Below are 26,785 nucleotides of genomic sequence, written 5' to 3' on the forward strand. Positions count from 1 at the left end.
GGCTCCCAGGGCCGCCGCGCCGACGAGACCCGCGCCGATGGCGGTCTCGGTGGTGGACGGGCCGAAGGAACCGCCGAGGCCGCCCTGGGCGCCGTTGCCCGGCAGGATCGTGAACCGGTGCGTGGCGACCAGGCTGTTGTCGTGGCACTTGACCGACAGCGTGTGGTGTCCGGGCGAGGCGTGGTTGAAGATCCGGACGGTCGCGAAGCCGATGGAGCCGGCCGACAGGTTCGTCTGCGGAAAGTTGCCGTGGGAGAAGACGATGCCGCCGTGGCCGCAGCCGGCGGCGCTGACCTGCATCGTGGAGCCCTGGTGGACGGAGTACGGGTTGACCGTGACGTTGCTGGGCCCGCCGTTTCCGCCCGAGCCCGGCGGACCGCCCGCAGGGTTCGCGGAGGCGAACGGGGTGCTGAGACCGAACGCGACGCAGGCGGCCGCGGTCACGGTAAGAGCGCGGAGAACACGCATGGTGGAACCTCCAGCGGGAAGCGCCCCGGAGCGGTGGCCCGGGCAGATCGACGAGAACGCCTCCCATCACGAACCCTCGGGGCGGTCCGCAACCAGCGCATTTCCGCCTTTGGGCCGCAAGGTTGAGCGACACGCCGAGGCGCGGACGCGTTTGCTGACGGATCCGCAGGTCACGACCCGTCAGGCATTTATGTGACGATTACCTGGATGGGCGCACCCCTTCCGGCCCCACCACCCGTTCGCCCTTCCCCGATCGCCGTCCCACGCACGCCGCCTTAGCGTGCGTGAAGTAGGGCGTAAAGGGGTGGGAACAGGAACGCGGGTCGGGACCCCCGCGTCGGGAAGGGAGAGCCATGACCGAGGACGAGAGTGAGAGGCCATCGAGGAGGCGCTCCCCGTGGGGCGCGATCGCGCTGGTCATGCTCACCGGCCTCGCCATGATGCGCAACGGAGCCGATGTGGACGCCGGACCTCCGCAGCCGGCCGCCGCGGCGGCCGTCGGAGCGGTGGCCACCGTCGGCTCGCAGGCCGACCAGGCACCCGCCGAGCCGCCCGCGCAGCCGCCGAACATGGAGGTGCTGGAGCACTCGTCGGTGCAGCGCATCCGGATCCCGTCGATCAGCGTGGACGCTCCGGTGATGACGGTCGGGCTGGACGCGACGGGCTGGATCGACGCGCCGCCCCCTCAGGAGCGGAACCTGGCGGGCTGGTACCTCAACGGCATCTCGCCGGGCCAGCAGGGATCGGCGGTGATCGTGGGCCACGTGGACAACGCGCAGGGCCCCGCGGTCTTCTACGGCCTGGGCTCGGTCCAGAAGGGCAGCCGCATCGAGGTGGCGCGCTACGACGGCCGAACGGCGGTGTTCGAGGTGTACGGAGTGGAGGTCTTCGCCAAGGACGCGTTCCCCGGAGCCCGGGTGTACGGGGACACCGGGCAGCCGGAACTCCGGGTGATCACGTGCGGCGGCGGCTACTCGAAGGCGCGGGGCTACGACGGCAACGTCGTCGTCTTCGCGCGGATGGTGGAGGCCCGCTGACCGGTGACGAGGACCTGGAGCGGCGGCCGCACGAGGGCATGTGCCCGGTGGTGGCCGCCGCGCCGGGAGAGGGGTTCCCTCAGCGCGGCGGCAGCGCCGGCAGCGTCATCCGGTAGCCCCGCCCGAGCAGTTGCGGCAGGTAGTTAGCCAGCGCCTGCACGCTCTGCGAGCGGTTCCCGCCCGCGTCGTGGTTCAGCACGATCACGCCGGGCCCGGCCCCCTTCAGGACCCGCGACACGATCGTGGTGGTGCCCGGTTCCTTCCAGTCCAGGGTGTCCACGGTCCAGGCGAGCGGCTCCATGCCGAGTTCCGCCCCGATCTCGAAGGCCGCGCGGTTCCACGCCCCGAAGGGTGCCCGGAACCACAGCGGCGCCTCGCCGGTCACCTCCTGCACGACCTCGCTCGTACGGCCGATCTCCGAGGCGAGGGCGGGCCGGCTGAGCTTGGTCATGAGCGGGTGGGTCCAGGTGTGGTTGCCGATGACGTGACCCTCGGCGGCCATCCGGCGCAGGAGGTCCCGGTTGTCGGTGGCCATCTCCCCGCACACGAAGAACATGGCCCGTACGCCGTAGCGCGAGAGGGTGTCCAGGATGGCCGGGGTGTAGCGGGGGTCCGGCCCGTCGTCGAAGGTGAGCGTCATCGCGGCGGCCGGTGCGTCGGCGGGCAGTTCCAGGATCGGCCGGGTCCGTACGGCGGGCTTCGCCAGGGGCGGGCGCTCCGGGGTGCCTTCGGAGGTCATCGGCTGGAGCCGGTACGAGGACCCGCGCGGGCTCTGCGGCCGGGCGCCGGGGGCTCCGGCGAGCGGGCCCGGCCCGGCGGCTCCGCCGGGTCCGGGACCGAAGGGTGGTTCGGCGCCGCCCCCGACCCCGAGGCCGGGAGCGGCGGTCGGCAGGCCCGGCTCACCGCCGGTCAGCAGACCCGCGGCGGCGGCGACTCCGAGGAAGACGGCGGAGCGCAGGAGCACGCGTCGCCCTACTGTCGGCTCGTCATTTTTCATTACTACTACGTATCAACGACATCGCCGCAGATGTCGAGAGGCGCGGACGCGCCCCCTTGCGCTCACCCGGTCAGCCCACAGTCCGCCGGGTCACCCCCGCCGCACCAGCGGGAACGGCAGCGTCTCGCGGATCGTCAGACCCGTGAGGAACATGACGAGCCGGTCCACGCCGATGCCCAGCCCGCCGGTCGGCGGCATCGCGTACTCCAGCGCGTCGAGGAAGTCGTTGTCGATCTCCATCGCCTCCGGGTCGCCGCCCGCCGCCAGCAGCGACTGCGCGGTGAGCCGGCGCCGCTGCTCGACGGGGTCGGTCAGTTCCGAGTAGGCGGTGCCCAGTTCGGTGCCGAAGGCCACCAGGTCCCAGCGCTCCGCGAGCCTGGGGTCCTTTCGGTGCTGGCGGGTGAGCGGGGAGACGTCCGTGGGGAAGTCCTTGTAGAAGGTGGGCAGCTTGGTCTTCTCCTCGACCAGTCGCTCGTACATCTCCAGGACCACGTCCCCGCGCGTGTTGTCGGGGGTGTGCGGCACGGCGGCACGGTCGCACAGCCTCCTCAGCACGTGCTCCTCCGTGTCGGCGTCGACCTCCTCGCCCAGTGCCTCGCTGATCGCCCCGTACATCGTCTTCACCGGCCAGGGACCGGAGATGTCGTGGACGACGAGCTTCCCGTCGGGGCCCGCCTTGTGGGCGACGGGCGAGCCGAACGCGGCCGTGGCGGCGCTCTGGATGAGCTCGCGCGTCAGGTCGAGCATCACGTCGTAGTCGGCGAAGGCCTGGTAGGCCTCCAGCATCGTGAACTCGGGGTTGTGCTTGTAGGAGACGCCCTCGTTGCGGAAGGTCCGGCCCATCTCGAAGACCTTCTCCATGCCGCCCACGCACAGTCGCTTCAGGTACAGCTCGGGCGCGATGCGCAGGTACAGGTCGAGGTCGTAGGCGTTGATGTGGGTGCGGAACGGCCGTGCGTTGGCGCCGCCGTGGATCTGCTGGAGCATCGGCGTCTCGACCTCCAGGTAGCCCCGTTCCAGGAGCCCCTGGCGCAGGGCCTGGACGGCGGTGGAGCGGGCCCGTACGACGTCCCTCGCCTCCGGACTCGCGACCAGGTCGAGGTAGCGCCGCCGGACGCGGGCCTCCGGGTCGGAGAGGCCCTTGCGCTTGTCGGGGAGCGGGCGCAGGCACTTGCCGGTGAGCTGCCAGGAGTCGACGACCACGGACAGTTCGCCGCTCCTGCTCGCGCCGACCTGGCCGCTCGCGACGACGTGGTCGCCGAAGTCGACCTGGGAGGTGAAGGTGTCGAGCACGTCGGCGCCGGCCTCGTCCCGGGTGAACATCAGCTGGATGTCTCCGGACCAGTCCCGCAGGACCGCGAAGACCACGCCGCCGAGGTCGCGCACGACCATCACGCGCCCGGCGACGGTGACCGGCGAGCCGGTGCGGGTGCCGGACGGGTGGCTTGGGTGCGCGGCCTTCAGCTCGGCGACCGTGTGGGTGCGCTGCCGGATGCCCACGGGGTACGGGTCGGTGCCGCCGGCCCGGATGCGCTCCATCTTGTCGTGCCGGACCCGGACCTGTTCGGGCAGCCGCTCGGCCTGCGCCGTCTCGCCCTCCTCCCCTACGAGTTCCAGTCCGAGGGAGTCGATGGAGGGCAGGCCGGCGGTGTTGGCGGGGGCGGTGAGCCCGCGCGGGTGCCCGTTGCCCCACAGGGTGCGCATGCTCGGTACGGAGACGAAGCCCTCGGCGATGCCGGAGGCGAGGCTGACCCGGGCGAGGGAGCCGGCGTCCTGGTAGCAGAGGAAGCGCGGGTACCACTCGGGGCCGTACTTGACGTTCGAGCGGTACAGCGCCTCCAGCTGCCACCAGCGGGAGAAGAAGAGCAGCAGTTTGCGCCAGAGCTTGAGGACGGGGCCGGCGCCGATCCGGCCGCCCTCCTCGAAGGCGGAGCGGAAGACGGCGAAGTTGAGGGAGATCCGGCGCACGCCCAGGCCCGGGGCCGCGGCGCAGAGTTCGGCGACCATGAACTCCATGACCCCGTTGGGGGCGGAGCGGTCGCGGCGCATCAGGTCGAGGGAGATCCCGTCCTTGCCCCAGGGGACGAAGGAGAGCAGGGCGATCAGCTCGCCCTTGTCGTCGAAGGCCTCGACGAGGAGGCAGTCGCCGTCGGCGGCGTCGCCGAGGCGGTCCAGGGCCATGGAGAAGCCGCGTTCGGTCTCGGTGTCGCGCCATTTGTCGGCCCGGTCCACGATCATCTGCATCTCGTCCTCGGAGAGGGCGGAGTGGCGGCGGATGAGGGTGGTGGCCCCGGTGCGCTGGACCCGGTTGACGGCCTGCCGGGTGACGCGCATGTCGCGTCCGTCGAGGTCGAAGTGGGCGACGTGCAGGATCGCCTCGTCGCCGAGCTGCAGGGCGCTGAGTCCGGAGCGGGCGTACGCGGTCGCCCCGTCCTCGGAGGCGCCCATGACGGCGGGCTGCCAGCCGTAGCGGCGGGCCACGGCGAGCCAGGCGTCGATGGCGGGGGTCCAGGCGGCCGGGTCGCCGACGGGGTCGCCGCTGCCGAGGCAGACGCCGGCTTCGACGCGGTAGGTGACGGCGGCCTTGCCGTTGGGGGCGAAGACGACGGCCTTGTCGCGGCGGGTGGCGAAGTAGCCCAGCGAGTCGGCGCGCCCGTAGGCGCCGAGCAGGGCGCGGATGCGCGGCTCCTCGTCCCCGTGCAGGGCTGCGGTCAGCCGCTGGGAACGGAAGAGGGTGGCGGCGGCGTTCAGCAGGGCGAGGGCGCCGAAGAGGCCGAGCAGGAAGTAGAGCGGGCGGGGCGGCTTGCCGTCGAACTGCCGGGCGGAGAAGAGCCCGCCGAAGACCTGCTTCGCGGCCCAGTCCAGCCACTGCCCCTTGGGAAGGGTGCCGGGGAACAGCGCGACCAGGCCCCAGCCGAGGAAGACCGCGGCGAGCAGTCCGAGGCCGAGCACGAGCATGGCCCGCCAGAGCGCGCCCGGGCGGGAGGCGGCGTAGAACTCCTTGCGGGCGGCGACGAGGAGGGCGAGGGCCGCCACCGCGATGCCCAGGGAGACTCCGCCGATGACCTCGTAGCCGTTGGCGATGATCAGCAGGTTGACCAGGATGAGCAGGGCCAAATAGGTGACGACGATCCACCAGGCGACCTTCTTGCGCATGCCCAGGGCGGCGGCGAGGAGGAAGAGGAAGACGGCGTAGGCGAGGTTCTCGCTGACCGGGACGATGAAGAGGTCCAGGAAGCGCACGACGTGCTTCAGGAGCCGCCGCAGCGTCGGCGACACGGCCAGCAGCGCGCAGAACAGTCCCAGCGTTCCGAAGAACGCGCCGAAGGCGTCGGGCACCCGGTTCAGCATGCGGTTCCGGGTCCCGCGCGTCTCCTCCACGGTGGCACTCATGGTTCGCACTGTAGGGAGGGCCGCGCCCCTTCGCGCGTCGAGCCGGCGAGGCCCAGAGCCCTGAAGGTGACAGAGCACTTGAATCCTCCCCGCCACGGAGGGCGGGGATTCCTGGCTCACGCAGCCTGCTGGCCCGGCGGGCTGTCAGGTCTTCCACGATCGGCACCAGCCGGGTTGAGACCAGCCCGGACCAGCATCACGTGTGCGGAGTTCTTGTCCCTGGGGGATACAGCTCCGCACGCGGTGCAGGTGTAGGTACGTTCTGAGAGAGGTAGTGCGTGCTTGGTTCTCGCTCCGCACTGCGCGCAGTCCATGGTGGTGTGCGCGGGATGGACAAGGTGCACGATGCGCCCGTGCTTGCGGGCCATGGCGATCAGCGCCGTCTTGGTGGCGGAGATCGCGGCGTCGGCTGCCTTGCGGGCCATGGCCGACTTGGCGAGGAACTTCGGCCGGAAGTCCTCGACGGCGAGGGCGTCGTGGTCGCGGACGACGGTCTTGGCCCACTTGCGGCCGGTGTCCTGGCGTTGCCGGGCGATCTTCTTGTGGAGCTTGGCCGTGAGCTTCTTCGCCGCCCGGTAGCCCCTCGATCCGGGTTTGCCCTTCGCCGGTTTCCGGCGGGCCATCATCCGCTGGTAGTGGGCGAGACGGGTGGCGGCCTTCCTTCCGTGCTCGGCGTGCGGGAGGTCGTGGGCGTCGCTTGTGGTGGTCGCGGTCTCTCGCACGCCCCAGTCGATCCCGATCACCGCGCCGGTCTCCGGAAGCGGCCGCACTTCGGCGGGGACGACGAAGGAGGCGTACCAGTGGCCGAGGCTGTCGCGGTGGACACGCACGCTGGACGGATCGGCGGGAAGTTCCCGCGACCACACCACCGTCAGGATGATGCCGCCCGCGAGATGCAGGCAGCCGTCCTTGATCCGGAAGCCGCGACGGGTGTAGTTCAGGCTCGGATCGGCCGCGTGCTTCTTCTTGTACCTGGGCATCCCCGCCCGCTGCCGCACCGGCAACCGCGCCTTGATGTCCTTCAATGCCTTGGCACGGGACTTCCCGAAGTCACGGACCAACTGTTGCTGCGGAACCGAGGAACCCTCCCGCAGCCACGCATTCGCGGTTCGCGCGCCGGTCAGCATCTTGTCCAGCCGAGCCGGACCGCACTCCTCACCCTCGACGCGGGCCTGCGTCGACCGAGCGACGCACTCGTTCCACACCCACCGGCACCGAGCCCACTCATCCGCCAAGCTGGTCCGAGCGGTCGACGACACACGAAGCCGATAGGTGAACCGGACATGGCCGGCGCCGTCCGCCTCCCGTGCTTTCGTCACGCGATCAACCTAACGGAGCCCACTGACAACCCTGGAAATCGCTGGTCACCACGGATACGGAATGAACTCCGACGCTCCATGCCTACGATGGCGGAAGCCATTCCTCCCCCGGCTGAAGACCGGGGCATTCAGGGAGCGATTCGGTGAACACGGGATTCGAGCGCGGTACGGACGGGCCCAAGGTGATCCTTGCCGGGGTTGACGGGTCGGAGTCCTCGCTCCGCGCGGCGGCGTACGCGGCGGGGCTGGCGCGGCGGCAGAACGCGCTGCTCGCGCTGGTGTACGTACAGCCGGTGATGGCGGCCGGGGCTTCGCTGGGCGCGCCGGTGGGCGAGGCCACGGAGGAGATCGCCGAGGGGCTGGTGGCCGAGATCCGGGAGTCGGCGGAGCGGTTGAAGGGCGTCTACGACGTCCGCTGGCAGTTCCACACCTTCCGCGGTGATCCGTACGCCGGCCTGGTGAGCGCGGCGGAGGAGCTGACGGCGGACGCCGTGGTGGTCGGGGCCTCCGAGCAGGCCGGGCACCGGATCGTCGGCTCGGTGGCGGTCCGCCTGGTGAAGGCGGGGCGCTGGCCGGTGACGGTGGTTCCCTAGCCGTTCGCCCTTGCAACCCGATCCCTGTGGACGGCCGACCTGGGCGTGGCTTATCTTCGTGCGATTCGGGCCGCCCGTGGGGCGGCCCGTTCTCGTGTCGCACGTCGTACATGTTCCCGTGGGGGGTACTTCTTCATGTCCTTGAGCGCGCCCGGTCCGTCACCCTCGCCGACGGTTCCCCGTCCGCCGCACGCCACCCACTCGCTGCGTTCCCCGCAGGGGTTGGCCATGGCCGCGACCACGCTGCTGTCCCTGGGGGCGGCCGTCGACCTGTTCACGTCGGTGGTCGACCTGTACAGCTGGAACCTGAGGGGTTCCTTCATCAGCGCTCCCACGCCCGCCGACCCCGGCAGCCCCGTCCTGGCCGGGGACCTCGCCTTCGTCGACTCGCTCGTCACCGGTACCGGCTTCCTGCGGGGGCTGCTCTACGTGGCCACCGCGGTGGTCTTCGTCCTCTGGTTCCGCCGGGTCCGCTGCAACGGCGAGGTGTTCCGGCCCGATGGTTTCAGCCAGTCCGCCGGCTGGGCCGTCGGCGGCTGGTTCGTCCCGGTCGCGAACGTCTTCTTCCCGTACAGGACGGCGCGGGAGACCTGGGACGCCAGCACCCAGTACGCGCCCGACGGCTCCTACCGCCAGGTCTCGGGCGCCCCGGTGGTCGCCTGGTGGGTGGTGTTCGTCGCCGGCCAGGTGATGGGCTGGTTCGCCACGCGGAAGTACTGGGCGGCCGAGACGGCCGAAGCGGTCCGCGACGCCGATCTCTTCGCCGCCGTCACGGACCTGACCACCGTCGTGGCCGCCGTGCTGGCGATCGTCTTCGTGCGCAAGCTCACCGCCATGCAGCACGTGAAGGCCGTTCAGGGGCCGAACGCCGCGGTCTGAGGTTCCGGAGGATCCGGGGTTCCGGAGGATCCGGGTTTCCCGCGGCGCTACTTGGCCGCGATCAGTCCGTCCTTGGCCGCGCCGCGGCTGAGGACGGCCTCGGTGATGGCGTCGCGGGCGCTCTCGTAGTCCTCGCGCCCGGGGTGTTCGGCGAGGGCCGCGGGGAGGTTGACCACCCGGCCGGACCCGAGGTCCATCATCTGCGGGACGAACTCGGCCTTGGTGACCTGCCAGCGCTGCCCGGGGGCGGCCGGCGGGGCGAAGGTGAAGCGGCCGATGGAGCCGTAGTTGCCGCGCATGTCGCGGGCCCCGGTGTAGTTGAACATCTCGCCGGCCACCTGGTCGCCCATGCCGTAGATGATCCAGGTCCCGTTGACCTTCTCGTACGCCTGCGGGATGTGGGCGTGGGTGCCGAGGATCAGGTCCACGTCAGGGCGGCCCGCGGTCTGCGAGGCGGTCAGCGCCTTGCCGAGCGCGAGCTGCTTCTCGTCCGGATCGGTCTCCCATTCGGTACCCCAGTGGAGGCTGACGAGGACCACGTCCGCGCCCGCCTTCCGGGCGGCCCGCGCGTCCGCGACGATCTTCTCCTGCTCCATCAGGTTGACGGCCCAGGGCTGTCCTTCGGGCATCGGGTAGCCGTTGGTGTCGTACGTGTACGCGAGGTGCGCGACCTTCGCCGAGCCGGCGGTGTACATCGTCACGGTTCCCGCCTCGGCCGCCGTACGGGCCGATCCCGCGTGTTTGAGACCCGTCCTGTCGAAGGCGTCGAGGGTGCGCTTCAGTCCGGCGGCGCCGCCGTCGAGGGTGTGGTTCGAGGCGGTGGAGCAGCCGTCGTACCCGGCGTCCTTCAGGCCGGCGGCCACCTCGGGCGGCGACTGGAAGGCGGGGTAGCCGGTGAACGGCCCGCCCTCCGGCCCGTAGACGGTCTCCATGTGGCAGATGGCCAGGTCGGCGGCCGAGACGAACGGCTTGACCCCGGAGAACATCGGCCGGAAGTCGTACCCGTCGCCGTCCGCGTCGGAGGCCGCCCGCCGGATGACCGACTCGTGCGGCAGGACGTCGCCGCTCGCGACCAGGGTGAACCCCTTCGCGGCGGGGGCCGTGGTGGATCCGGCGGCTCCGGACGGGGCCTGGGGCGCCGCGGAGCCGGCGAGCCGGGCGGGTGCGGAGTCCGGGCCGGCGGAGCAGCCGGCGACGGCCGCCAGTACGACGGCGGACAGGAGTGCGAGGGCGTGGCGGGTCCGTGCGGTCATCTGTCCCGGCTCTCCTCAGAAGTACGACAGGAAAAGTACGACTACCCGATCAACTGCCAATCCATAGAAAGAGACGTTCCGAGTCAAGGGACGGCTCCGCGGCCGGCCGCGCGGTCACTCCAATGGCCGTTCGGCGCGCCGTTCGACCGTTCACCGCCCCGTGCGGCCGCCCACCGGACGACCCGGGTGCTTGGGCGCACCGGCTCCACCGGACGGTTCCCGGGCGGCCCGGTGCAGGTCAGGGTGGATCCGTCGAGCTCGAACGGAACCCCGAACAGACCCCGGAAGGAGCCTCTCGTGCCCCTAGCCCCCACCCTCCGGCGCACGGACCCCGAGGCGCTGGCCGAACTGCAGCGCGAACACGGGAGGGCCCTGTTCGGTTTCCTGCTGAACCTCACCACCGGCGACGCGCAGCGCGCGGAGGACCTCGTACAGGAGACCCTGCTGCGGCTCTGGCAGCATCCGGAGGTCCTGGCCAGCGGTCACGAGTCCCTGCGGCCCTGGCTGTTCACGGTGGCCAGGCGGCTCGCCATCGACGCCCGGCGGGCGCGCCTGTCGAGGCCGCTGGAGGTGGACCCGGAGGGCCTGGAGCACGCGCCCGCGCCGGGGGACGCGGTGGCGGGGTCGGTGACGGCCATCGACGTGCGCAGGGCCGTGGGGTCGCTGGGGCCGGAGCACCGCGAGGTGCTGATGCAGGTCTACTTCCAGGACCGCTCGGTGGCCGAGGCCGCGGCCGAGCTGGGCATCCCGGCCGGGACGGTCAAGTCCCGCACCTATTACGCCCTGCGCGCCCTGCGCAAGGGGCTCCAGGGGTACGGGTACGGGCTCGGCGCGTAGGCCGGCGGCCCGTCCGGCCGAGGCGGCGAGGCGGGCGGGGCGAGGCGGGAGGACGGGGGGTTTGCGTCAAAGAATGGCCCGAACGCTCACAGACCGGACATGAACCGCATCGAAACCGGCACCGGACCGTTCAAGTTGAGTAAACACCCCCCACTCCGCGATCCGCGCAAGGAAGGCTCGTGAGTGAAGGCGGGACGGCTCGACGTGTGCGGGAGAAGGTGGAACGGTGCAGCCCGAGGGTTCGAACGGCACCAGTGACGGCGGGGGCGGGCTGGCGGTCCCCATGGCGTGGCTCTACGCGGAGTACATCGCCGACGAGTTGCTGCGCACGGGCCGGCTGATCCCGGTCAGCACCCTGGAGTTCCGTGCCGGGCGCGACACGCTCGCGCTGACGATCTACCTCTCGGACGCGGCCGGCGAGCTGTCCGGGATCCGGGTCGTCTCCCAGCTCGACGAGTGGATGTCGCTGACGGCGTACGGTCACCCGTGGCGCGACTGGGTCCACACCCGGTTCCTGGCCCTGGGCGAGGAGGCCCGTGAACGCGGCGGCGGCGAGGACCCGGACCTCGAACTGGCCCGCGCGGCCTGGCGCTGGCTGGACCACACCGAGCTGTTCGCCACCAACCTGGACCCGGGCCGCCACGGCCACGCCGACACCCCGCCCGGCCTGGACGAGAACGCGCGCGTCTGGACCCCGGCCTGGCAACTGGGGCTTCCGCTCGGGCACTTGGCGATGCACCTGTTCTGAGCGGTACGAGGGCTCCGCACGGTCCCGCTCCGGACCCGGACCGCTCGTCCGGCCCCGGCCCCTCCCCCGGCTACCGCGGCCGACGCGGGCCCGGGGCCTCCGCCGGGTCGGTGACCAGGCCGGTGAAATCGGCCTCGTTGCGCTCGGCCCGGACCACGTAAGCGCGGGCGACCAGCCACAGCGCCGGGTACACGAGCACGCCGAGCACGACCCCGACCAGCGGGCCCGACGCGACGCGCGGGCTCAGGAACAGCGGGGGCAGCAGGCCGACCAGGAGCACGAGCGCGGCCAACGCGCAGAGCCCGGCGCGGAGCTGGCTGCGCATGAGCGCCCGTACGTAAGTGGCACCCAGGGTGGTCTGCTCGGAGATCTCCGAGCGGGCCGGGGTGTGCGCGGGCGGGCGGCGGCGCGCGGCGCGCGGGACCCCGGTGACGACCTCCCGCGCGGGCGTCTGCGGCTGCTGCTCCTCGGCCATGCGCCGCAGTCTAGAAGGTGCTCCGCCGATCCGGCCCGGCCCGGGCCTCCCGGAGCCACCCCCGGGCCCGGGCCCGCCCTCCCGGCGTCAGCCGCGCACGTGCAGCCCGAAGCCCGTGCGGCCCGCGGGCTCCAGGCCCTCCTTCAGGTGCAGCGAGGGGATCTCGTAGTCGCCGAAGTTCTGCCGCCGGAACGCGATCGGCTCGGTCGACTCCAGGGTGAGCAGCCGCTGTTCCCAGGCCTTGGCGGCGTCCGCGTACTCCTCGTCGGTCATCCGGTCGGAGCCGTACAGCACGAAGGGCGGCAGCGACTCGATGCCCGGGTAGTAGAGGATGCCGTGGTGGATCGGGAACAGCAGGTCCTCGATGGGGCCGTTGATCCCGCGTGCGGCGTAGTGCGATTCCGGGCCGCCGACGGTCACCGAGAGGAGGGCCCTCCTGCCCGCGAGGGTGCCTTCGCCGAAGCGCTCGCCGTACTTGGTGTCGCTGTGTTCGCCGACTCCGTAGGCGAAGCGGTAGGTGAACACCCGGTCCACCCAGCCCTTGAGGATCGCGGGCATCGAGTACCACCACAGCGGGAACTGGAAGATGACCGTGTCGGCCCACAGCAGCTTCTCCTGCTCGGCGCGGACGTCCGGGGTGAGCGTCCCGCTCTGGAAGGCGCGGCCCGAGTCCAGGGCCACCTTCAGCGGACTGGAGGCGTCGGGGCCGTAGTCCGCGGCGTCCACGGCCGCCTTCCAGTTCATGGCGTACAGGTCGCTCACCCGCACCTCGTGCCCGGCGGCCTCCAGCGTGGACACCGCGAGGTCCTTCAGCGAGCTGTTGAGCGATTTCGGTTCGGGGTGGGCGTGGACGATCAGCGTCTTCACGGGAACTCCTCGGGATCGGATGGGTTCGATCCTGGCCGCCGCGGCGCCCGGCGTTCAGGGGCGCCGCTTCCGACGGACCGGAGTTCCTGGTATCGGCAGGGCCACCCTCACGGCCGTCCTCACGGGCGGCACCGAGGCCATACTGGGAGGCATGGACGATCTTGCTGGCTTCCTGCGGACCCGGCGTTCCCGGGTCGATCCGGCGTCCGCCGGCATACCCACCGACAGCCGGCGCCGGGTCGAGGGGCTGCGCCGCGAAGAGGTCGCGCACCTGTCCGGGGTCAGCGTCGACTACTACGTACGCCTGGAGCAGGGCCGCGCGACCCAGCCCTCCGAGCAGGTCCTCGACGCGCTCGCCCGCGTCCTCGGCCTCGACGGGACCGAACGCGGGCACCTCTACCGGCTCGCCCGGCAGCGCCGCCGCCGCGCCAAGGCGCCGGGCGGGACGGTCCGGCCGGAGCTGCTGCGCGTCCTCGGCCTGGTCGCCGGGGCCCCCGCGCTGATCATGGACCACAGGCTGAACGTGCTCGCCGGGAACCGTCTCGCCGGGCTCCTCTTCGGCCGGGCGATGCCCGGTCTGAACATCGCCCGGCACCTCTTCCTCGAGGAGGCCGAGGGCGGGCTCTACGCGGACTGGGAGAAGTGCACCCTCGAGGTGGTCGGGCACCTGCGGCTGGCCGCCGGGCAGTATCCCGAGGACCCCCGTCTGGTCTCGCTCGTCGGCGAACTGGCGATGGGCAGCGAGCGCTTCCGCCGCCTCTGGGCCCGCGCGGACGTGTCCGCCCGCGCGCACGGCCTCAAGGCGTACCGGCACCCGCTGGTCGGACCGCTGGAACTGCACCAGGAGAACTTCGCGCTGCCGGACGAGTCGGGCATGGAGCTGGTGGTGCTCTCCGCGGCCCCCGGCAGCCCTGCCGAGGACGGGCTGCGCCTGCTCGCGGGCCTGGGCGAACCGGACGGCGGCGAAGGCGACGGCGACGGCGACGGCGAGGACGCGCGTCCCGCGGTGAACGCACAGGTCCGCGAGCAGTAGCCCGGCGGCACCCTCCCGCCACCGGGACCGGCCCGGCGCCGACGGCTCACTTCAGCAGCTTGGACAGCCGCCGGTCGGCGAGGGGCTTGCCGCCGGTCTGGCAGGTCGGGCAGTACTGGAGCGAGGAGTCGGCGAAGGAAACCGAGCGGACGGTGTCCCCGCACACGGGGCAGGGCTCGCCCGCCCGGCCGTGCACGCGCATTCCGCTCTTCTTCTCGGCCTTGAGCCGGCCGGCGGCCACCCCGTGCGCCCGCTCGACGGCGGCGCCCAGGGTCTCGCGGACCGCCTCGTACAGGTGGTCCACCTGGGCCTCGTCGAAGGAGGCCGCGAGTTTGAAGGGCGAGACCTTGGCGTGGTGGAGGATCTCGTCGCTGTACGCGTTGCCGATCCCCGCGATGACGCCCTGGTCGCGCAACACGCCCTTGATCTGCCGCCGTTCACCGGCGAGCAGCGTGCCGAAGGCCTCGCGGTCGAAGCCTTCGGCGAGCGGGTCCGGACCGAGCCGGGCGATGCCGGGTACCTCCTGCGGGTCGTGGACCACGTACACGGCGAGACGTTTCTGCGTCCCCGCCTCGGTGAGGTCGAACCCGCCGCCTTCCGCCAGTACGAGGCGCAGTGCCAGCGGCCCCTTGCCGGGGCGCGGCGGCTGCGCCGGGACCTCGTCCATCCAGCGCAGCCAGCCGGCCCGGGCGAGGTGGGTGACGAGGTGGAGCTCGCCGATCCGCAGCGCCAGGAACTTGCCGTGACGGGCCGTGGCACCGGCCCGCTGCCCTTCGAGCGCGCTCAGGGGCGGGTCGTACGTCTTGAGCACGCTGACGGCGAGCGGGAGGACGCGCTCGACCACCCGCCCGGCGAGGTGCTCGTCGAGGAACTCCCGCAGGGCCTCGACCTCGGGCAGCTCGGGCATGTCCCCAGCCTGCCGTGGCCTCAGGCGAAGCGCGAGCTGGGGACGGGGCCGCTGGAGGCGGTCCGGTCGCGCGGGCCGGTGAGCCAGCCGGGCGCGAGGGCCGCCGCGTAGGCCCGGAAGGCCTCGTCGGTGTCGGACGGGGTCTGTCCGTCGCCCTCGTCCGCGGCCGGGTCGGCGGCGGCGACGTCGCGGGCGATCTCCTCCTCGGGCCGGGTGTCGTCCTGCCACGGCCGGACGGCGAACTGCGCCTGCAGCACGCTGAAGTCCGCGCTGACCGGGGGCGGGTTCGTCCACCGGGTGGCGTGCTCGTAGAGGATCTGCCCGTCGGCGCGCTCGGCCAGGCTCGGGTCCGCTTCGCCGAGGTCGTACGCGACGACGAGGGTGTCCGGCCGCCCGGGCTCGTACGGTACGGCGGGCAGCCCGAGCACGGCCGCGGCGGCGAGGCCCAGGATGCGGTCGTCGCGGCCGGGCAGCAGCGAGACGGAGGCCGGGCGCCGCCCGGTGGCGTCCAGGGCGAGCTCCAGGCGGGCGAGGCCCCGGCGGCAGGTGTCGTGGGAGTCGCCGAGGTAGGCGTAGCGGCCGGTCATCCCGGCGTCGTAGCCGTACGGGGAGAGGGTGGCGAGCAGGGTGCCGGTGAGGGCGAACTGCCAGCCGCGCAGGTCCGTGGAGTCGAGCGGCCCGGCGGTGGCGGCCAGTTCGGCGCGGGCGAGCATGCGGCGCTGGCGGGCGTGGGCCCACTGCCAGGTGTCGTCCTCGGGCGCGGGGAGCCGGGCGGCGACATCGCGGGCGCCGGGGAGGTCTCCGGCGAGGAGGGTGTGGTGGACGAGGAGGTACGTCTCGGGCCAGGCGGGCAGCCGCTCACCGCGGGCGGCGAGCAGCGCGGCGGCCTCGGTGTGCCGTTCCTCGTCCTCCAGGGCGGAGACGAGCTCGGCGAGGAGCGTGCGGGACTCGGGGACGCGGGCGAGCGCGGCGCGCAGCGGGGCGACGGCGAGAAAGGCGATGCCGTGCTCGACGCAGCCGTAGCCGAGGTCGTAGAGGGCCTGGGGGTCGTCGGGCCGTTTGGCCGCGGCCTTCGCGGCCTTGGCCAGGTCCTTGAACCCGGCGGCGTCGGCCAGGGCCCTTACCGCGCGGGCGAGTTCGGCGAGGGGCAGCGTCTCGGCGCTCGGGCGCAGGGATCGTACGGCGCCGGGCAGGTCGCCGGACTTCAGCAGCTTGCGGAGTTCTTCCATGGCTTGGGTCATCGCCGCCGATCATCGGCGAACCGCCCGCGCGCCCGCAACGGACTTTCCGCGTCGCCCGCTCACGTCATCGCGAACTCGCACCACACGCACTTGCCGCTCCCCCGCGATTCCACGCCCCACACGTCCGCGAGCCGGTCCACCAGCATCAGGCCGCGGCCCGACACCCCGGAGTCGCCCGCTTCACGGCGCCGGGGAAGGGCGCTGGAACGGTCCTCGACCTCCACCCGGAGCCGGCGTTCGGGGCCGGTCAGGACGCGCAGCGTCACGATCGCCGGGCCGTCGGTGTGCATGAGGGCGTTCACGATGAGCTCGTCCGCGACCAGTTCGATCTCGTCGGCCCGCTCCCGCGCGCCCCATGCCCGTACCGCCGCGCCGATCATGTGGCGGGCCGACACCAGGGCTTCCGGGTCTCCCGGGGCCACGTGCTGCTGGAGGCGGCCGCCGGCCTGCGGGGCGTCCTGTGCCTCGCGGCGCAGCAGGAGCAGGGCCATGTCGTCGTTGCCGCCCCGGTCGTCGACGACCTCGCACAGCCGGTCCGCGAGGAGGGCCAGGTCCGCCGGTCCGGTGCGGATCAGGGAGGCGAGGAGCCGGATGCCGTCGTCGAGGTCGGTGCCGGGTTCTTCCACCAGGCCGTCCGTGCAGAGGAGAAGCGTTTCCCCCGGCCCCATTTCGAAGGTCGTCACGGGGTACTCCAGCCGGCCGAACTCGGCGGACAGCCCGAGCGGCATCCCGCCCTCCAGCACCAGGCGCCTGCATTCCCCGTTCCGGGTGCGCAGCAGGGGGTCGATGTGGCCGGCCCGGACCAGTTGCAGGACGCCGGTCGAGAGGTCGGCCTCGGCGTAGGTGCAGGTCGCGAAGCGGTCGGTGTCCAGTTCGTGCAGGAAGACGGAGGCCCGGGCCATGACGGTGGCCGGGGAGTGCCCTTCGGCCGCGTAGGCGCGCAGGACGATCCGCAGCTGTCCCATGACGGCCGCCGCGTGCGTGTCGTGACCCTGGACGTCGCCGATGACGGCGCCGACCCGGCCGCCGGGCAGCGGGATGACGTCGTACCAGTCGCCGCCGATGTCCTGGCCCATCCGGGCCGAGCGGTAGCGCACGGCGATCTCTCCGCCCGGTACCGAGGGGATCCTGCGCGGCAGCATGGCCTGCTGCAGGCCCTCCGCCAGGTCGTGTTCCTGTTCGAGGAGCATCGCCCGTTGCAGGCTCTGCGCGATGCTGCTGCCGAGGGCGACGAGGAGGTTTCGCTCGTCCTGGGTGAACCCGTCCTTGTCCTGGTAGAGCAGCCCGATCGCGCCGATGGGGCGGGCCTGGGCGATCAGCGGCAGGTACGCGGCCGCCGAGATGTCCATGTACGAGATCTTCGCCCAGAGCCCGGGGTAGCCGGCGGCGAACTCGGCCGCCGAGTCGAGGAAGCGCGGCTGGAGCGAGCGGACGACCTCGCTCATCGGGTACTGCTCGTCGATGCGGGTGTAGCGGGTGCCGGGGACGAAACTGCCCGCCGGGCCCTCAGCCACGAGGTGGATCCGGCCGGCTTCGACGAGGCCCATCACCATGCCCATGGAGCCGAGCCGCTCCAGGCCGTGTGCGTCGCCGAGCGCGTCGATGACGTCCTGGACGGTGCGGGCGTGGGCGAGCGCGGCGGTGGTGCTCTCGACCACGGAGGTCTGGCGGCGCCGCTCCTCGTCCAGCCCGAGGCGTTCGGCCGAGTGACTGAGTTCCTCGGTGGCGTCGCGGACGATGCCGATGATCCTGAACGGCCGGCCGTCGGGGCCGCGAATGACCCGGCCCTGGGTGTGCGTCCAGCGCAGCCGGCCGTCGTGGCAGCGGATGCGGAAGTAGGCGCCGTAGCTGTCGACCCCGCTCTTGAGGGCGGAGGAGACCAGCGCGTCGAGCCGGACCGCTTCGGCGGGCGGGACGCGCGGCGCCAGGGACTCGGGCCGCCCGTCGTACTCCTCGGGGGTGGTGTCGAAGACGTCGAGGGCGGCGGTGTCCATGTGCATGAGACCGGTGACCAGGTCCCAGTCGAAACTGCCCATGCGGTTCAGCGCGAGCGACCGGTCCGGGTGTGCGGGCCAGTCGTCCGGCAGCGATACGGCGGTCGGCACCGGTCCACCATGACACACGGGCCGGTCAGGCGCTCTCCAGATACTGACCTTCGTACGGGGCCGAGGGCTGCTGCTCGGGGACGGAGTACGGATCGGCGTACGGGTCCGCGAAGGGGTCCTGGGGGGCGTACGGATCGCTGGGCTGCGGGGCGACGCCGTCGGGGCCCACCAGGGTGCCCGGGTCGGACGGGATGTCCGTGGGCAGGTCGGAGCCGGGCGGCGGGGCGGTGGGTTGGCCCGGGGGGACGTTCAAGGGGGGCGGGCTGGGGATCACCGGGGTGTCCGGCACGCCCTGCGGGGTGCTCGGCGGGCAGTCGGAGGCCTTCGGGCCCGGGCTCTGAGCCGGACCCTGCCCGGGACCCTGACCGGGGGCCTGACCGGGGCCGGACGCGCCGGGCGTGGGCGGCGCGGTGCGGGCGAGGCTGTTGCTGTCCGGGGTCGGGCAGGGCTCGGCCGGCGTGGTGCCGGGCGGGGTGGCGGGCCCCGCGGGGATGCCCGCGGCCGGGTCGTACGGCGGCGGTACGGCGGGTGCGCGGTCCTGGGCTCCGTCGTCCCCGCTCTTGCGCTCGAGCCAGGTGTTGTCGGACATGTTGACGATGACCAGGTTGTTGATCACCTGCACGGTCGGTTCGATGACGACGACCTGGTTGGGCTGGTAGCCCGTCCAGGCGTCGCCCTTGAGCACCGGGGCCCCCTTGGCGGCGCGCGGCGGGAGCAGCGGGTTCCCGCAGGCGCAGCGGACGCGGGGCATTCCGTGGGCGTCGACGAGGACGGCGGTGCCGGCCTGGAGGACGGACTGGAAGGCGTTCGAGCGCCCGTCGGAGAAGCCGTGGTTGGTCACCCGGGTGTCGGCGCGCAGCACGACCGGGGTGAGGCCGCGCAGGAACTCGGGGATCTTCTCCTGCTCCACCTGGGCGGCCTCGGCGAAGGCCCGGGCCTTGCCGTCGTCCTCGGTGAGCAACTGGACCTGCGCTTCCACGTCGCAACTGCCCATGCGCTGGGTTCCCCCGTAGAGGCCGGGGGTGGCCGCGTTGACGGTACGGATGCCCTGGCCGGTCGGGTTGGGCAGCGGGGGCTGCACGGGAGCGGACTCTCCGGTGGCGGAGGAAATCGTGAAGGGGTCGGGGCCGGCGGAGGCCACGGGCTGGAGGTGGACCTCCTGGCTCTCTGCCACGGGCCCCTTGGTCTGCCCGTCGTCGCCGGTGGCGCCGCAGGCCGCGGCGAGGAGTCCGAGGACGGTGAAGAGGGCCGCACGGGCCGGTGCGTGACGACGCGGCGCCTGACGAGGTGTCGGTCCGTGCACGTTGCATCTCCCTTTTCGCCCCGGTTGCTCCCCTCTTGTCTGCCGTATCCGCACGCTCCCCGCAACCGGAGGCACGGGGAGGGCCGGGAGGCCGAGGAGGCGTCTTGAACATGTTCAATCAATCTCCTAAGCTCGCCGTTGTGAGTTGAACGCGTTCAAGGCGTTCGGCCGTGCCGAGGCGACCGCCCGGCACATCGGGGAGGGGAACCGCCGTGGAATTCATCGTGCTGCTCTGGCTGCTGCTCTTTCTTTTCGGGGCGGGCGCGGGCACCCTGTTCGCCATCCCGGCCGCCCTGCGCCTGATCGACCCGGTCCGCTTGCGCCGGACGGCCCGGCTCTGGCCACTGCTCGCCGCATCCGGGGCGCTGAGCGTCTTCCTGGCGCGCGGCCCCGTCGCGGTGACCCTCGCCTCGCTGTACGCGGCGGGCGCTCTGGCCGTCGCGGTACGGGCCCCCGTCGGACTGCTGCGGATCCTCCCGCGGATCGTGCACGTGGGAGGACCCAGGCCCGCGTCGGTCGAGATCGCGGCGCTCGCGGCCCAGGTCGTCCCCGCCCTCGCGGCCGCCTCCCTGGTCGTCGAGCGCACCGGATACCGGCTCTTCGGCATCCACCCCGACGACCTGTTGCTGCTCGTGTGGCACCTCCACTTCGTCGCCTTCGCGTCCGCCCTGGTCGCCGGGCTGGCGTACCGGGCCACCTCCACCGGAGTGCTCGCCCGCTGCGCCGCGTACAGCGTTCCGCTCGGCTTTCCGCTCGCCGTCCTCGGCTACCTCACCGACGCCTGGACGGGGCTCGCGGGCGCGGTGGTGCTGGCCGTCGGGCTGTGGGCGGCGGCCTTCCTGTCGCGGAGGGAGCTCCGGCAGCAGGGCACGGGCCTCATCGCGGGCATCGCCCTGTCGTTCGCCGCGCTGATCGCCCTGTGGTGGGCGGCCGAGACGACGGACGACAGCTTCGTGGTGACCAGCGGTCCGACCGGAATCGTGGTGCTCGGCATGGGCCTGGCGGCCGCGGCCTGCGTCTTCGGATTCTTCCTGACCGTGGCATCGGCCCGGCGCCGGCTGGCCGACGACCGGGCCGCGCGGACCGACCAGGCCGACCGGGCCCATGGGACCGCCCCCGCCGGCCGGACCGGCCCGGCCGCCCGGACGGAGACCCCGGCGTGAGCCGCCGACCCGGGCGCTTCGTCGACAGGGTCGCCGCGGGCGCCGGGCGAACCCGATACTGGAGGGGATGGACTGGTTCACGGCGCCCGGATACTGGCTGGGGCGGCTGATCTTCCAGCGGGCCCTGGCCGGTGTCTACCTCGCCGCCTTCGCCGGGGCCGCCCTGCAGTTCCGGGCACTGATCGGGGCGCACGGCATGCTGCCCGTGCCGCGGTACGTGCGGTACGTGCCGCTGCGGCACGCCCCGAGCCTGTTCCAACTGCACTATTCCGACCGGTTCTTCGCCGCCTGCGCCTGGACGGGGGCGGCGCTCGCGGCCGCCCTCCTCGCCGGGGCCGGGGACGCGGTGCCGCTCGGCGCGGCGATGACGATGTGGGCGCTGCTGTGGCTGCTCTACCTGTCCATCGTGAACGTGGGGCAGACCTGGTACTCCTTCGGCTGGGAGTCGCTGCTGCTGGAGGCCGGGTTCCTGGCCGTCTTCCTCGGCAACGCGCGGGCCGGGCCGCCGGTGCTGGTGCTGTGGCTGCTGCGCTGGGTGGTCTTCCGGGTGGAGTTCGGCGCGGGGCTGATCAAGATGCGGGGCGACGCCTGCTGGCGCAAGCTCACCTGCCTGTACTACCACCACGAGACGCAGCCGATGCCCGGGCCGCTGAGCTGGTTCTTCCACCATCTGCCGAAGCCCCTGCACCGGGTGGAGTGCGCCGCGAACCACGTGACCCAGCTGGCCGTCCCGGTACTGCTGTTCGCCCCGCAGCCCGTGGCCTCGTACGCGGCCCTGGTGATCGTGGCGACGCAGCTGTGGCTGGTGCTGTCCGGGAACTTCGCCTGGCTGAACTGGCTGACGATCACGCTCGCCGTCCCGGCCGTCGACTTCACCCGGCTCTCCTGGATCCCCGGACTCGGCGGGGGCGCCGCGCAACCGCCGCGGACCGCGTACCGGGAGGCCCCGCTCTGGTACGTGGTCCTGGTGTGCGCGCTGACCGCGCTCGTGCTGGTGCTGAGCCGGCATCCGGTGGCCAACATGCTCTCGCGCCGCCAGGTGATGAACCGGTCCTTCGACTCCCTCCACCTGGTCAACACCTACGGGGCGTTCGGCACGGTGGGCCGGATCCGCGAGGAGGTGGTGGTGGAGGGCACCGCCGACCGGGTGCCCACCGTGGACGGCGATTGGCGGGAGTACGGCTTCAAGGGCAAGCCGGGCGACGTGCGCCGCACCCCGCGCCAGTTCGCCCCGTACCACCTTCGCCTGGACTGGCTGATGTGGTTCGCGGCACTCTCCCCCGGCTACGCGCGGGACTGGTTCGGGCCGTTCGTGGAGCGGCTGCTGGCGGGCGACCGGGACACGCTGCGGCTGATCCGCCACAACCCGTTCCCGGACGCCCCGCCGCGCTACGTCCGGGCGCGCCTGTACCGCTACCGGTTCACGACCTGGCGGGAGCTCCGCGAGACCGGGGCGTGGTGGCACCGCACGCTGGTGCGCGAGTACATGCCGCCGACCCGGCTCGCGGTGTCGCCCGCTTCCCGCGGGACCCGGCCGGAATCCTGAGGCCCCCGAGAGCCCCGAGGGCCCTCAAGGCCCTCAGAGCCCGAGAAGTGCGGCCTCCTTCTCCGGCGATATGCCCTTGGACGGCCGGTCGGAGCGCTGCGGGGCCACCCCGCCGAGCTCCTGGAGCCAGGCCCAGGTGTCGGCGACGGTCTCCTCGACCGGCCGGCACTTCAGGCCCGCCGCGAGCGCCTTGGAGACGTCCCCGCCGAACATGTAGTCGTGCAGTTCGCCCTCGGGGAGCCAGATCGGCAGTTCGGTCCAGGGCTCGACGCCCGCTTCCGCGATCCGGGCCTGATCGGTCCAGTGGAACTCGGCGGCGCCGCCGGTGGCGGCCGCGCAGGCGGCGAGGAAGCTGCCCATCGTGGCGTGGCCGGCCGGGGACACGATGTTGTACGGGCCGCCGTGACCGGCTTCGGCCGCGTCCAGGGTCCAGCGCGCGAGGTCGCGCACGTCGACGTACTGGAGGGGCAGGTCGGGCGTGCCGGGGGCGAGCGTGGGGCCGCCCCGGGCCACGCGGTTGAGCCACCAGGGGAGCCGGCCGACGTTCTCGTACGGGCCGATGATGAGCCCGGCGCGGGCCAGCAGGGCGCGGTCGCCGAAGGCTTCGACGGCGGCGATCTCCCCGCCGCGCTTGTCCTCGGCGTACGCGGTGGATTCGGCGTCGGGCGAGCCCTCGACCAGCGGGCCGTCCTCCGCCAGCCCGGCCGGGGCCGGGTAGGAGTACACCGAGCGGCTGGATATGTACGCGTACCGCCCGGCCCGGCCGGCGAGCAGCCGGGCGCTGTCGCGCACGGCGCTGGGGGCGAAGCTCCAGGTGTCGGCGACGATGTCCCACTCCCCCTCGGCGAGGGCGGCCAGGCCGCCGGGGGCGGTGCGGTCCCCGTGCAGGGCCTTGGTTCCGGGCGGCGGCGCGTGGTGGCCGCGGTGGAAGACGGTCACCTCCCACCCGCGGTCCAGGGCGTCTTCGGTGATCGCGCGCCCGACGAATTCGGTACCACCCAGCATCAGCAGCTTCATGCTGATCATGGTGCCCCGGCACCGGGGCGGGCGTAACCCGTGATCGCCCTCAGCGATGACGCCGACGGCGTACGGGTTCCGGGAACCACCGAGCCCCCGTCGCCGGTCGTCGGCGCGGGGGCTCGGAGATGCCTGGGTGCGGCAGCGGCTAGTCGATGCCGGGCAGGATGTGCGGCTCCGCGAGGTCGTCCTCGTAGCCCGCGAGTCGGATCGGGGCGGACCGGGCCCAGACCTCCAGGTTGCCGAGCGTCTCGGGGCGCTTACTGCTCCGCGAACCCGTACGTTCCATCAGCGCCTGGTCGGTCTTCGTCAGTTCTGGTGTCACCGCGCACTCCTTTGTGTCGCGTAACCCGGCAGGCGGGACCGCGAGCCGGTACAGGAATAAAGGGCTTCCGGACGCGGTGGCGCCTTGGTGGAGCGAGTGCCCGGGTAGGGCTCTCATGCGGATCAGAGTACACATATGAGCGGACCCCCGCTCGATGGAAAGGTAAAATCCACTCCGGACCGCTTGTTTTCTCCGAGAGTTCAGTAAGTCGTGCACCGCCGCGCCACGGGGACCTGATCTGCTCGACGGCGCCGTACGGGTGAATTTGCGGTCGGGCGACGGAAGGAGCGTCAGTGGCGGGGTCCGAGGTGCCGGCGGTCGTCGGAAGCGTCGAGGAACTCATGGATCTGCTGATCTCCGGGCACGCGTCCGGCCACGGGCTCCGGGCCGCGGCGTCGCTGCGCCGCTCGCACCCGTACGACAAGGAGCTCCAAGTCGCCGGGCTGGTGCACGGTCTGGGCCCGGCCGGGCCTACCGCGCGGGCGCTGCGCCCGCTACTCGGCGAGCGGGTGGCCCGGCTGGTACGGCTGCACGCGCCGGGCCCCGATCCGCGGGCGGACACGGACTCCGACATCGAGGCCCTGCGGCTCGCGGTCGGCGCCGGCCGGGGCCCGGGCCCCGCAGCGGGCGTACTGGAGGACTGGCGCCCGGTGCTGGAACTGATCGCGGCGGGGGCGTACGACCGAACGGGTTGAACGCGGCGCGCCCCCGGCCCTCCTCCGCGAAGAGGGGGACGGGGGCGCGACGGACAAGAAGCAGCGGACCGGCGGTCTACCAGTTGGCGGGCGCGTAGTCCTTCAGGAAGACGCCGAACAGGTCCTCGCCCGCCTCGCCCCGCACGATCGGGTCGTAGACCCGGGCCGCGCCGTCGACCAGGTCGAGCGGGGCGTGGAAGCCCTCCTCGGCGAGGCGGAGCTTGTCGAAGTGCGGGCGCTCGTCGGTGATCCAGCCGGTGTCGATCGAGGTCATCAGGATGCGGTCGGTCTGGAACATCTCCTGGCCGCTGGTCCGCGTCACCATGTTCATCGCCGCCTTGGCGGCATTGGTGTTCGGGTGCCCGGCGCCCTTGTAGCCGCGGCTGAAGACGCCTTCCATCGCCGAGACGTTGACGACGTACGCACGCCCGCTGGCCGCCCGCCGGGCGGCCTCGGCCATGGCCGGCCGGAGCTTGCTGATCAGGATGAACGGCGACGTGTAGTTGCACAGCTGGGTTTCGAGCAGCTCCACCGGGGAGATCTGGTCGATGGTCTGCACCCAGGTGTTGGTCTCCACGACGTCCGGCAGCAGGCCGCCGGCGTCGATGGCGGTGCCGTCGAGGTGCCGTTCGAGGCTGGCGTTGCCCGCGACCAGGGCGAGGTCGGCGACCTTCTGCGCCTCGAGGCCGCTCACGCCGACGGGCAGCGCCGCCAGGCCGTCGACCGCGCCGGAGTTGAAGGCGCCGATGACGTGGTGGGCGGGGAGCTCGCCCGCGGGGAGCGGGGCGCTCTCCCCCTCGACCAGCGCCGCGTACGCGCTGGGCAGGCGGCGCACCGTCTGCGTCGCGTTGTTGACGAGGATGTCCAGCGGACCGGCCTCGGCCACCTGGTCGGCGAGGGCCACGGCCTGGCCCGGGTCCCGCAGGTCGAGGCCGACGACCTCCAGTCGGTGCATCCAGTCCGCCGAGTCCTCCATCGCCTTGAAGCGGCGGATGGCGTCCTTCGGGAAGCGGGTGGTGATCGTGGTGTGGGCGCCGTCGCGCAGCAGCCGCAGCGCGATGTACATGCCGATCTTGGCCCGGCCGCCGGTGAGCAGCGCGCGCTTGCCGGTGAGGTCGGCGCGGGCCTCGCGCTTGGCCCGGTTCGCAGCGGCGCACTCCTGGCAGAGCTGGTGGTAGAAGTAGTCGACCTCGACGTAGCGCGTCTTGCAGATGTAGCAGGAGCGCGGGCGCTGCAGTATTCCGGCGATCCGGCCGGCCTCGGTGACCGAGGAGGGCAGGATGCCCTCGGTCTCGTCGTCGATGCGCTCGGCGGAGCCGGTCGCGGTCGCCTCGGTGACGGCCTTGTCGTTGGCGGTCTTGGCGGCGCGGCGGTCCTGGCGGCGGCGCTGCTTGACCGTCCGGTAGAGGCCGGCGGTGGCACGGCGTACGGTGATGGCGTCCGGGTGGTCGACGTCGAGCTTGTCGAGCTCGTCGAGCACGCTGAGGCAGAGGGCCAGGCGGTCGGGATCGATGCCCGGCCCGTAGGCGTGCACGTTGTCCTGGCTGTCTTCGGTCACCGTCATGCCCGCTGCCGTTCCTTGATCACTCGTCCGCGTCACCTGCTGCGGAAGTCCTCAAAAGGGCTAGTGTACGGATCGCCCCTCCCGGAAGACAAACCCGCTCCCGTGTACTGCGTACGGACTACTCCTCACGCCTGACGCGTGACCGAATGTAGGGGCCTGTAGGGGGAGGAATAGCTCCAGCCGGTCGGGCATTGTGGCTTTCATGAGTGCCCTAGCCCTTTCGGTCGTGCTGTGCCTGGTCTCCGCGGTGGCCTACGCGGGCGGAGCGATCGTCCAGGAGCGGGTCGCGTCCGCCACGACGGGCCGGCCGTACGCCCCGGTGCGCCAGGCCGGCTGGTACGCCGCCATCGCGCTGAACAGCTTCGGCGCGCTGCTGCACGTGGTGGCGCTGGCGTACGGGCCGCTGAGCCTGGTGCAGCCGCTCGGAGCACTCACCATCGTCTTCGCGCTTCCCATGGCCGCCTTCTTCGTCGGGCGCCGGGCGAGCGCCGCGGCCTGGCGCGGGGCCCTGCTGGCCACGGTCGGACTGGCCGGGCTGCTGGCCCTGACGGGCGGCGGCGGCCGGGCCGAGCAGTCCCTGTCCGGCGCCGAACAGAGCACGCTGCTGGCCGCGACCGGGGCCGGGGTGGCCGTGCTGTTCCTGGCGGCGGGGCGGATGCGGCGGGCCGCCGTGCGCAGCGTGCTGCTGGCCGTGGCCGCCGGTGCGTCCTTCGGCATGGCCTCGGTGTTCACGAAGTCGGTGGCCGAGGACTTCGCCCCCGACGCGCTGGTCTCGCTGTGGCCGGAGCTGACCTCGGTCGCGGCGCTCGCCGGGGCCGGACTGCTGCTGTCGCAGGCCGCCTACCGCGGGGCCGGGCTCACCGCCCCGCTGGCCACCGTGACCGTGGCCAATCCGGTGGTCGCGGCGGCGTCCGGCCGCCGACACCGGCCCAGTTCCGTCCGGTGCTGCGCCCGGAAGCGACCAGGGTCCCCACCCTCAGGGCGATGTCCAGGCGCGTCAGGGACGCGGCGAGCAGGTCC

At 72.6% G+C, this 26,785-nt stretch carries 24 protein-coding genes; 10 read left to right on the top strand and 14 right to left on the bottom strand.

The genetic code is table 11. The features are described 5' to 3' along the window. Nucleotides 1–468 (bottom strand): hypothetical protein (locus ACWGDE_RS14985; RefSeq protein WP_453389409.1); only part of this gene is annotated, 468 nt, incomplete at its 3' end. Nucleotides 469–821: 353 nt separating this feature from the next. Between ACWGDE_RS14985 and ACWGDE_RS14990 the strand changes: the two genes are divergently transcribed. Then, nucleotides 822–1,505: a class F sortase gene (locus ACWGDE_RS14990; protein ID WP_453389410.1), complete on the top strand. Its 684-nt coding sequence runs from the start codon at nt 822–824 to the stop codon at nt 1,503–1,505. Between the two features lie 79 nt (nt 1,506–1,584). Here the strand turns inward: ACWGDE_RS14990 and ACWGDE_RS14995 are convergent, their stop codons facing one another. From ACWGDE_RS14995 to ACWGDE_RS15005, 3 genes are all read right to left on the bottom strand, one after another. After that, nucleotides 1,585–2,502, bottom strand: a complete 918-nt coding sequence (locus tag ACWGDE_RS14995) for a polysaccharide deacetylase family protein (protein WP_453389411.1) — start codon at nt 2,500–2,502, stop codon at nt 1,585–1,587. A gap of 90 nt (nt 2,503–2,592) precedes the next feature. Next, nucleotides 2,593–5,895: a bifunctional lysylphosphatidylglycerol synthetase/lysine--tRNA ligase LysX gene (lysX, locus tag ACWGDE_RS15000; RefSeq protein ID WP_453389412.1), complete on the bottom strand. Its 3,303-nt coding sequence runs from the start codon at nt 5,893–5,895 to the stop codon at nt 2,593–2,595. Nucleotides 5,896–6,011: 116 nt separating this feature from the next. Next, nucleotides 6,012–7,214: an RNA-guided endonuclease InsQ/TnpB family protein gene (locus tag ACWGDE_RS15005; RefSeq protein ID WP_453389413.1), complete on the bottom strand. Its 1,203-nt coding sequence runs from the start codon at nt 7,212–7,214 to the stop codon at nt 6,012–6,014. A gap of 143 nt (nt 7,215–7,357) precedes the next feature. On the opposite strand from ACWGDE_RS15005, the gene ACWGDE_RS15010 reads away from it, so the two are divergent. Both ACWGDE_RS15010 and ACWGDE_RS15015 read left to right on the top strand, forming a co-directional pair. Then, on the top strand, nt 7,358–7,807 hold the full coding sequence (locus ACWGDE_RS15010) for a universal stress protein (RefSeq protein WP_453389414.1): 450 nt from the start codon (nt 7,358–7,360) through the stop codon (nt 7,805–7,807). A 228-nt stretch (nt 7,808–8,035) separates the two neighbouring features. Continuing rightward, nucleotides 8,036–8,686, top strand: coding sequence for a DUF4328 domain-containing protein (locus tag ACWGDE_RS15015; protein ID WP_453389415.1), 651 nt, complete (start codon nt 8,036–8,038; stop codon nt 8,684–8,686). 47 nt (nt 8,687–8,733) lie between these two features. On the opposite strand, the gene ACWGDE_RS15020 is transcribed toward ACWGDE_RS15015, so the two are convergent. Beyond that, a complete protein-coding gene (locus tag ACWGDE_RS15020) occupies nt 8,734–9,939 on the bottom strand; it encodes a CapA family protein (RefSeq protein WP_453389416.1) in 1,206 nt (401 codons plus the stop codon). A gap of 297 nt (nt 9,940–10,236) precedes the next feature. Between ACWGDE_RS15020 and ACWGDE_RS15025 the strand changes: the two genes are divergently transcribed. Both ACWGDE_RS15025 and ACWGDE_RS15030 read left to right on the top strand, forming a co-directional pair. Beyond that, nucleotides 10,237–10,776: a sigma-70 family RNA polymerase sigma factor gene (locus ACWGDE_RS15025; protein WP_453389417.1), complete on the top strand. Its 540-nt coding sequence runs from the start codon at nt 10,237–10,239 to the stop codon at nt 10,774–10,776. A gap of 226 nt (nt 10,777–11,002) precedes the next feature. Beyond that, a complete protein-coding gene (locus tag ACWGDE_RS15030) occupies nt 11,003–11,524 on the top strand; it encodes a hypothetical protein (RefSeq protein ID WP_453389418.1) in 522 nt (173 codons plus the stop codon). Nucleotides 11,525–11,594: 70 nt separating this feature from the next. Here ACWGDE_RS15030 and ACWGDE_RS15035 read toward each other — a convergent pair whose 3' ends face one another. Both ACWGDE_RS15035 and ACWGDE_RS15040 read right to left on the bottom strand, forming a co-directional pair. Beyond that, nucleotides 11,595–11,999, bottom strand: a complete 405-nt coding sequence (locus tag ACWGDE_RS15035) for a hypothetical protein (RefSeq protein ID WP_453389419.1) — start codon at nt 11,997–11,999, stop codon at nt 11,595–11,597. An 87-nt stretch (nt 12,000–12,086) separates the two neighbouring features. Then, the gene (locus ACWGDE_RS15040) at nt 12,087–12,866 is read right to left on the bottom strand and encodes an NAD(P)H-dependent oxidoreductase (protein ID WP_453389420.1); all 780 of its coding nucleotides are present in this window, start codon (nt 12,864–12,866) and stop codon (nt 12,087–12,089) included. A gap of 151 nt (nt 12,867–13,017) precedes the next feature. On the opposite strand from ACWGDE_RS15040, the gene ACWGDE_RS15045 reads away from it, so the two are divergent. Then, complete coding sequence (locus ACWGDE_RS15045; RefSeq protein WP_453389421.1) at nt 13,018–13,899, top strand: helix-turn-helix transcriptional regulator; 882 nt, start codon at nt 13,018–13,020, stop codon at nt 13,897–13,899. Between the two features lie 46 nt (nt 13,900–13,945). Here the strand turns inward: ACWGDE_RS15045 and ACWGDE_RS15050 are convergent, their stop codons facing one another. The 4 genes from ACWGDE_RS15050 to ACWGDE_RS15065 are packed head-to-tail and all read right to left on the bottom strand — an operon-like array spanning nt 13,946 to nt 19,455. After that, nucleotides 13,946–14,806 (bottom strand): Fpg/Nei family DNA glycosylase, encoded by an 861-nt coding sequence (locus tag ACWGDE_RS15050; RefSeq protein ID WP_453389422.1) that lies wholly within the window; start codon nt 14,804–14,806, stop codon nt 13,946–13,948. A gap of 20 nt (nt 14,807–14,826) precedes the next feature. Continuing rightward, a complete protein-coding gene (locus ACWGDE_RS15055; RefSeq protein WP_453389423.1) occupies nt 14,827–16,047 on the bottom strand; it encodes a hypothetical protein in 1,221 nt (406 codons plus the stop codon). 59 nt (nt 16,048–16,106) lie between these two features. Continuing rightward, complete coding sequence (locus ACWGDE_RS15060; protein ID WP_453389424.1) at nt 16,107–18,170, bottom strand: SpoIIE family protein phosphatase; 2,064 nt, start codon at nt 18,168–18,170, stop codon at nt 16,107–16,109. A 7-nt stretch (nt 18,171–18,177) separates the two neighbouring features. Continuing rightward, nucleotides 18,178–19,455 (bottom strand): DUF6777 domain-containing protein, encoded by a 1,278-nt coding sequence (locus ACWGDE_RS15065; protein ID WP_453389425.1) that lies wholly within the window; start codon nt 19,453–19,455, stop codon nt 18,178–18,180. Nucleotides 19,456–19,667: 212 nt separating this feature from the next. On the opposite strand from ACWGDE_RS15065, the gene ACWGDE_RS15070 reads away from it, so the two are divergent. Both ACWGDE_RS15070 and ACWGDE_RS15075 read left to right on the top strand, forming a co-directional pair. After that, nucleotides 19,668–20,618 (top strand): YndJ family transporter, encoded by a 951-nt coding sequence (locus tag ACWGDE_RS15070; protein WP_453389426.1) that lies wholly within the window; start codon nt 19,668–19,670, stop codon nt 20,616–20,618. 67 nt (nt 20,619–20,685) lie between these two features. Further along, complete coding sequence (locus tag ACWGDE_RS15075) at nt 20,686–22,164, top strand: lipase maturation factor family protein (RefSeq protein ID WP_453389427.1); 1,479 nt, start codon at nt 20,686–20,688, stop codon at nt 22,162–22,164. 33 nt (nt 22,165–22,197) lie between these two features. Here the strand turns inward: ACWGDE_RS15075 and ACWGDE_RS15080 are convergent, their stop codons facing one another. Together ACWGDE_RS15080 and ACWGDE_RS15085 are read right to left on the bottom strand one after the other, a co-directional pair. Further along, nucleotides 22,198–23,181, bottom strand: a complete 984-nt coding sequence (locus tag ACWGDE_RS15080; protein ID WP_453389428.1) for an NAD-dependent epimerase/dehydratase family protein — start codon at nt 23,179–23,181, stop codon at nt 22,198–22,200. A gap of 148 nt (nt 23,182–23,329) precedes the next feature. Continuing rightward, nucleotides 23,330–23,506 (bottom strand): hypothetical protein, encoded by a 177-nt coding sequence (locus ACWGDE_RS15085; protein WP_453389429.1) that lies wholly within the window; start codon nt 23,504–23,506, stop codon nt 23,330–23,332. Between the two features lie 341 nt (nt 23,507–23,847). Between ACWGDE_RS15085 and ACWGDE_RS15090 the strand changes: the two genes are divergently transcribed. Then, complete coding sequence (locus tag ACWGDE_RS15090; RefSeq protein WP_453389432.1) at nt 23,848–24,201, top strand: hypothetical protein; 354 nt, start codon at nt 23,848–23,850, stop codon at nt 24,199–24,201. A 76-nt stretch (nt 24,202–24,277) separates the two neighbouring features. On the opposite strand, the gene ACWGDE_RS15095 is transcribed toward ACWGDE_RS15090, so the two are convergent. Continuing rightward, nucleotides 24,278–25,765 (bottom strand): SDR family NAD(P)-dependent oxidoreductase, encoded by a 1,488-nt coding sequence (locus tag ACWGDE_RS15095; protein ID WP_453389430.1) that lies wholly within the window; start codon nt 25,763–25,765, stop codon nt 24,278–24,280. Nucleotides 25,766–25,967: 202 nt separating this feature from the next. On the opposite strand from ACWGDE_RS15095, the gene ACWGDE_RS15100 reads away from it, so the two are divergent. After that, nucleotides 25,968–26,785: DMT family transporter (locus tag ACWGDE_RS15100; RefSeq protein ID WP_453389431.1), on the top strand; the 818-nt coding region annotated here is incomplete at its 3' end.

The sequence above is a fragment of the Streptomyces sp. NPDC054956 genome, assembly GCF_053609185.1.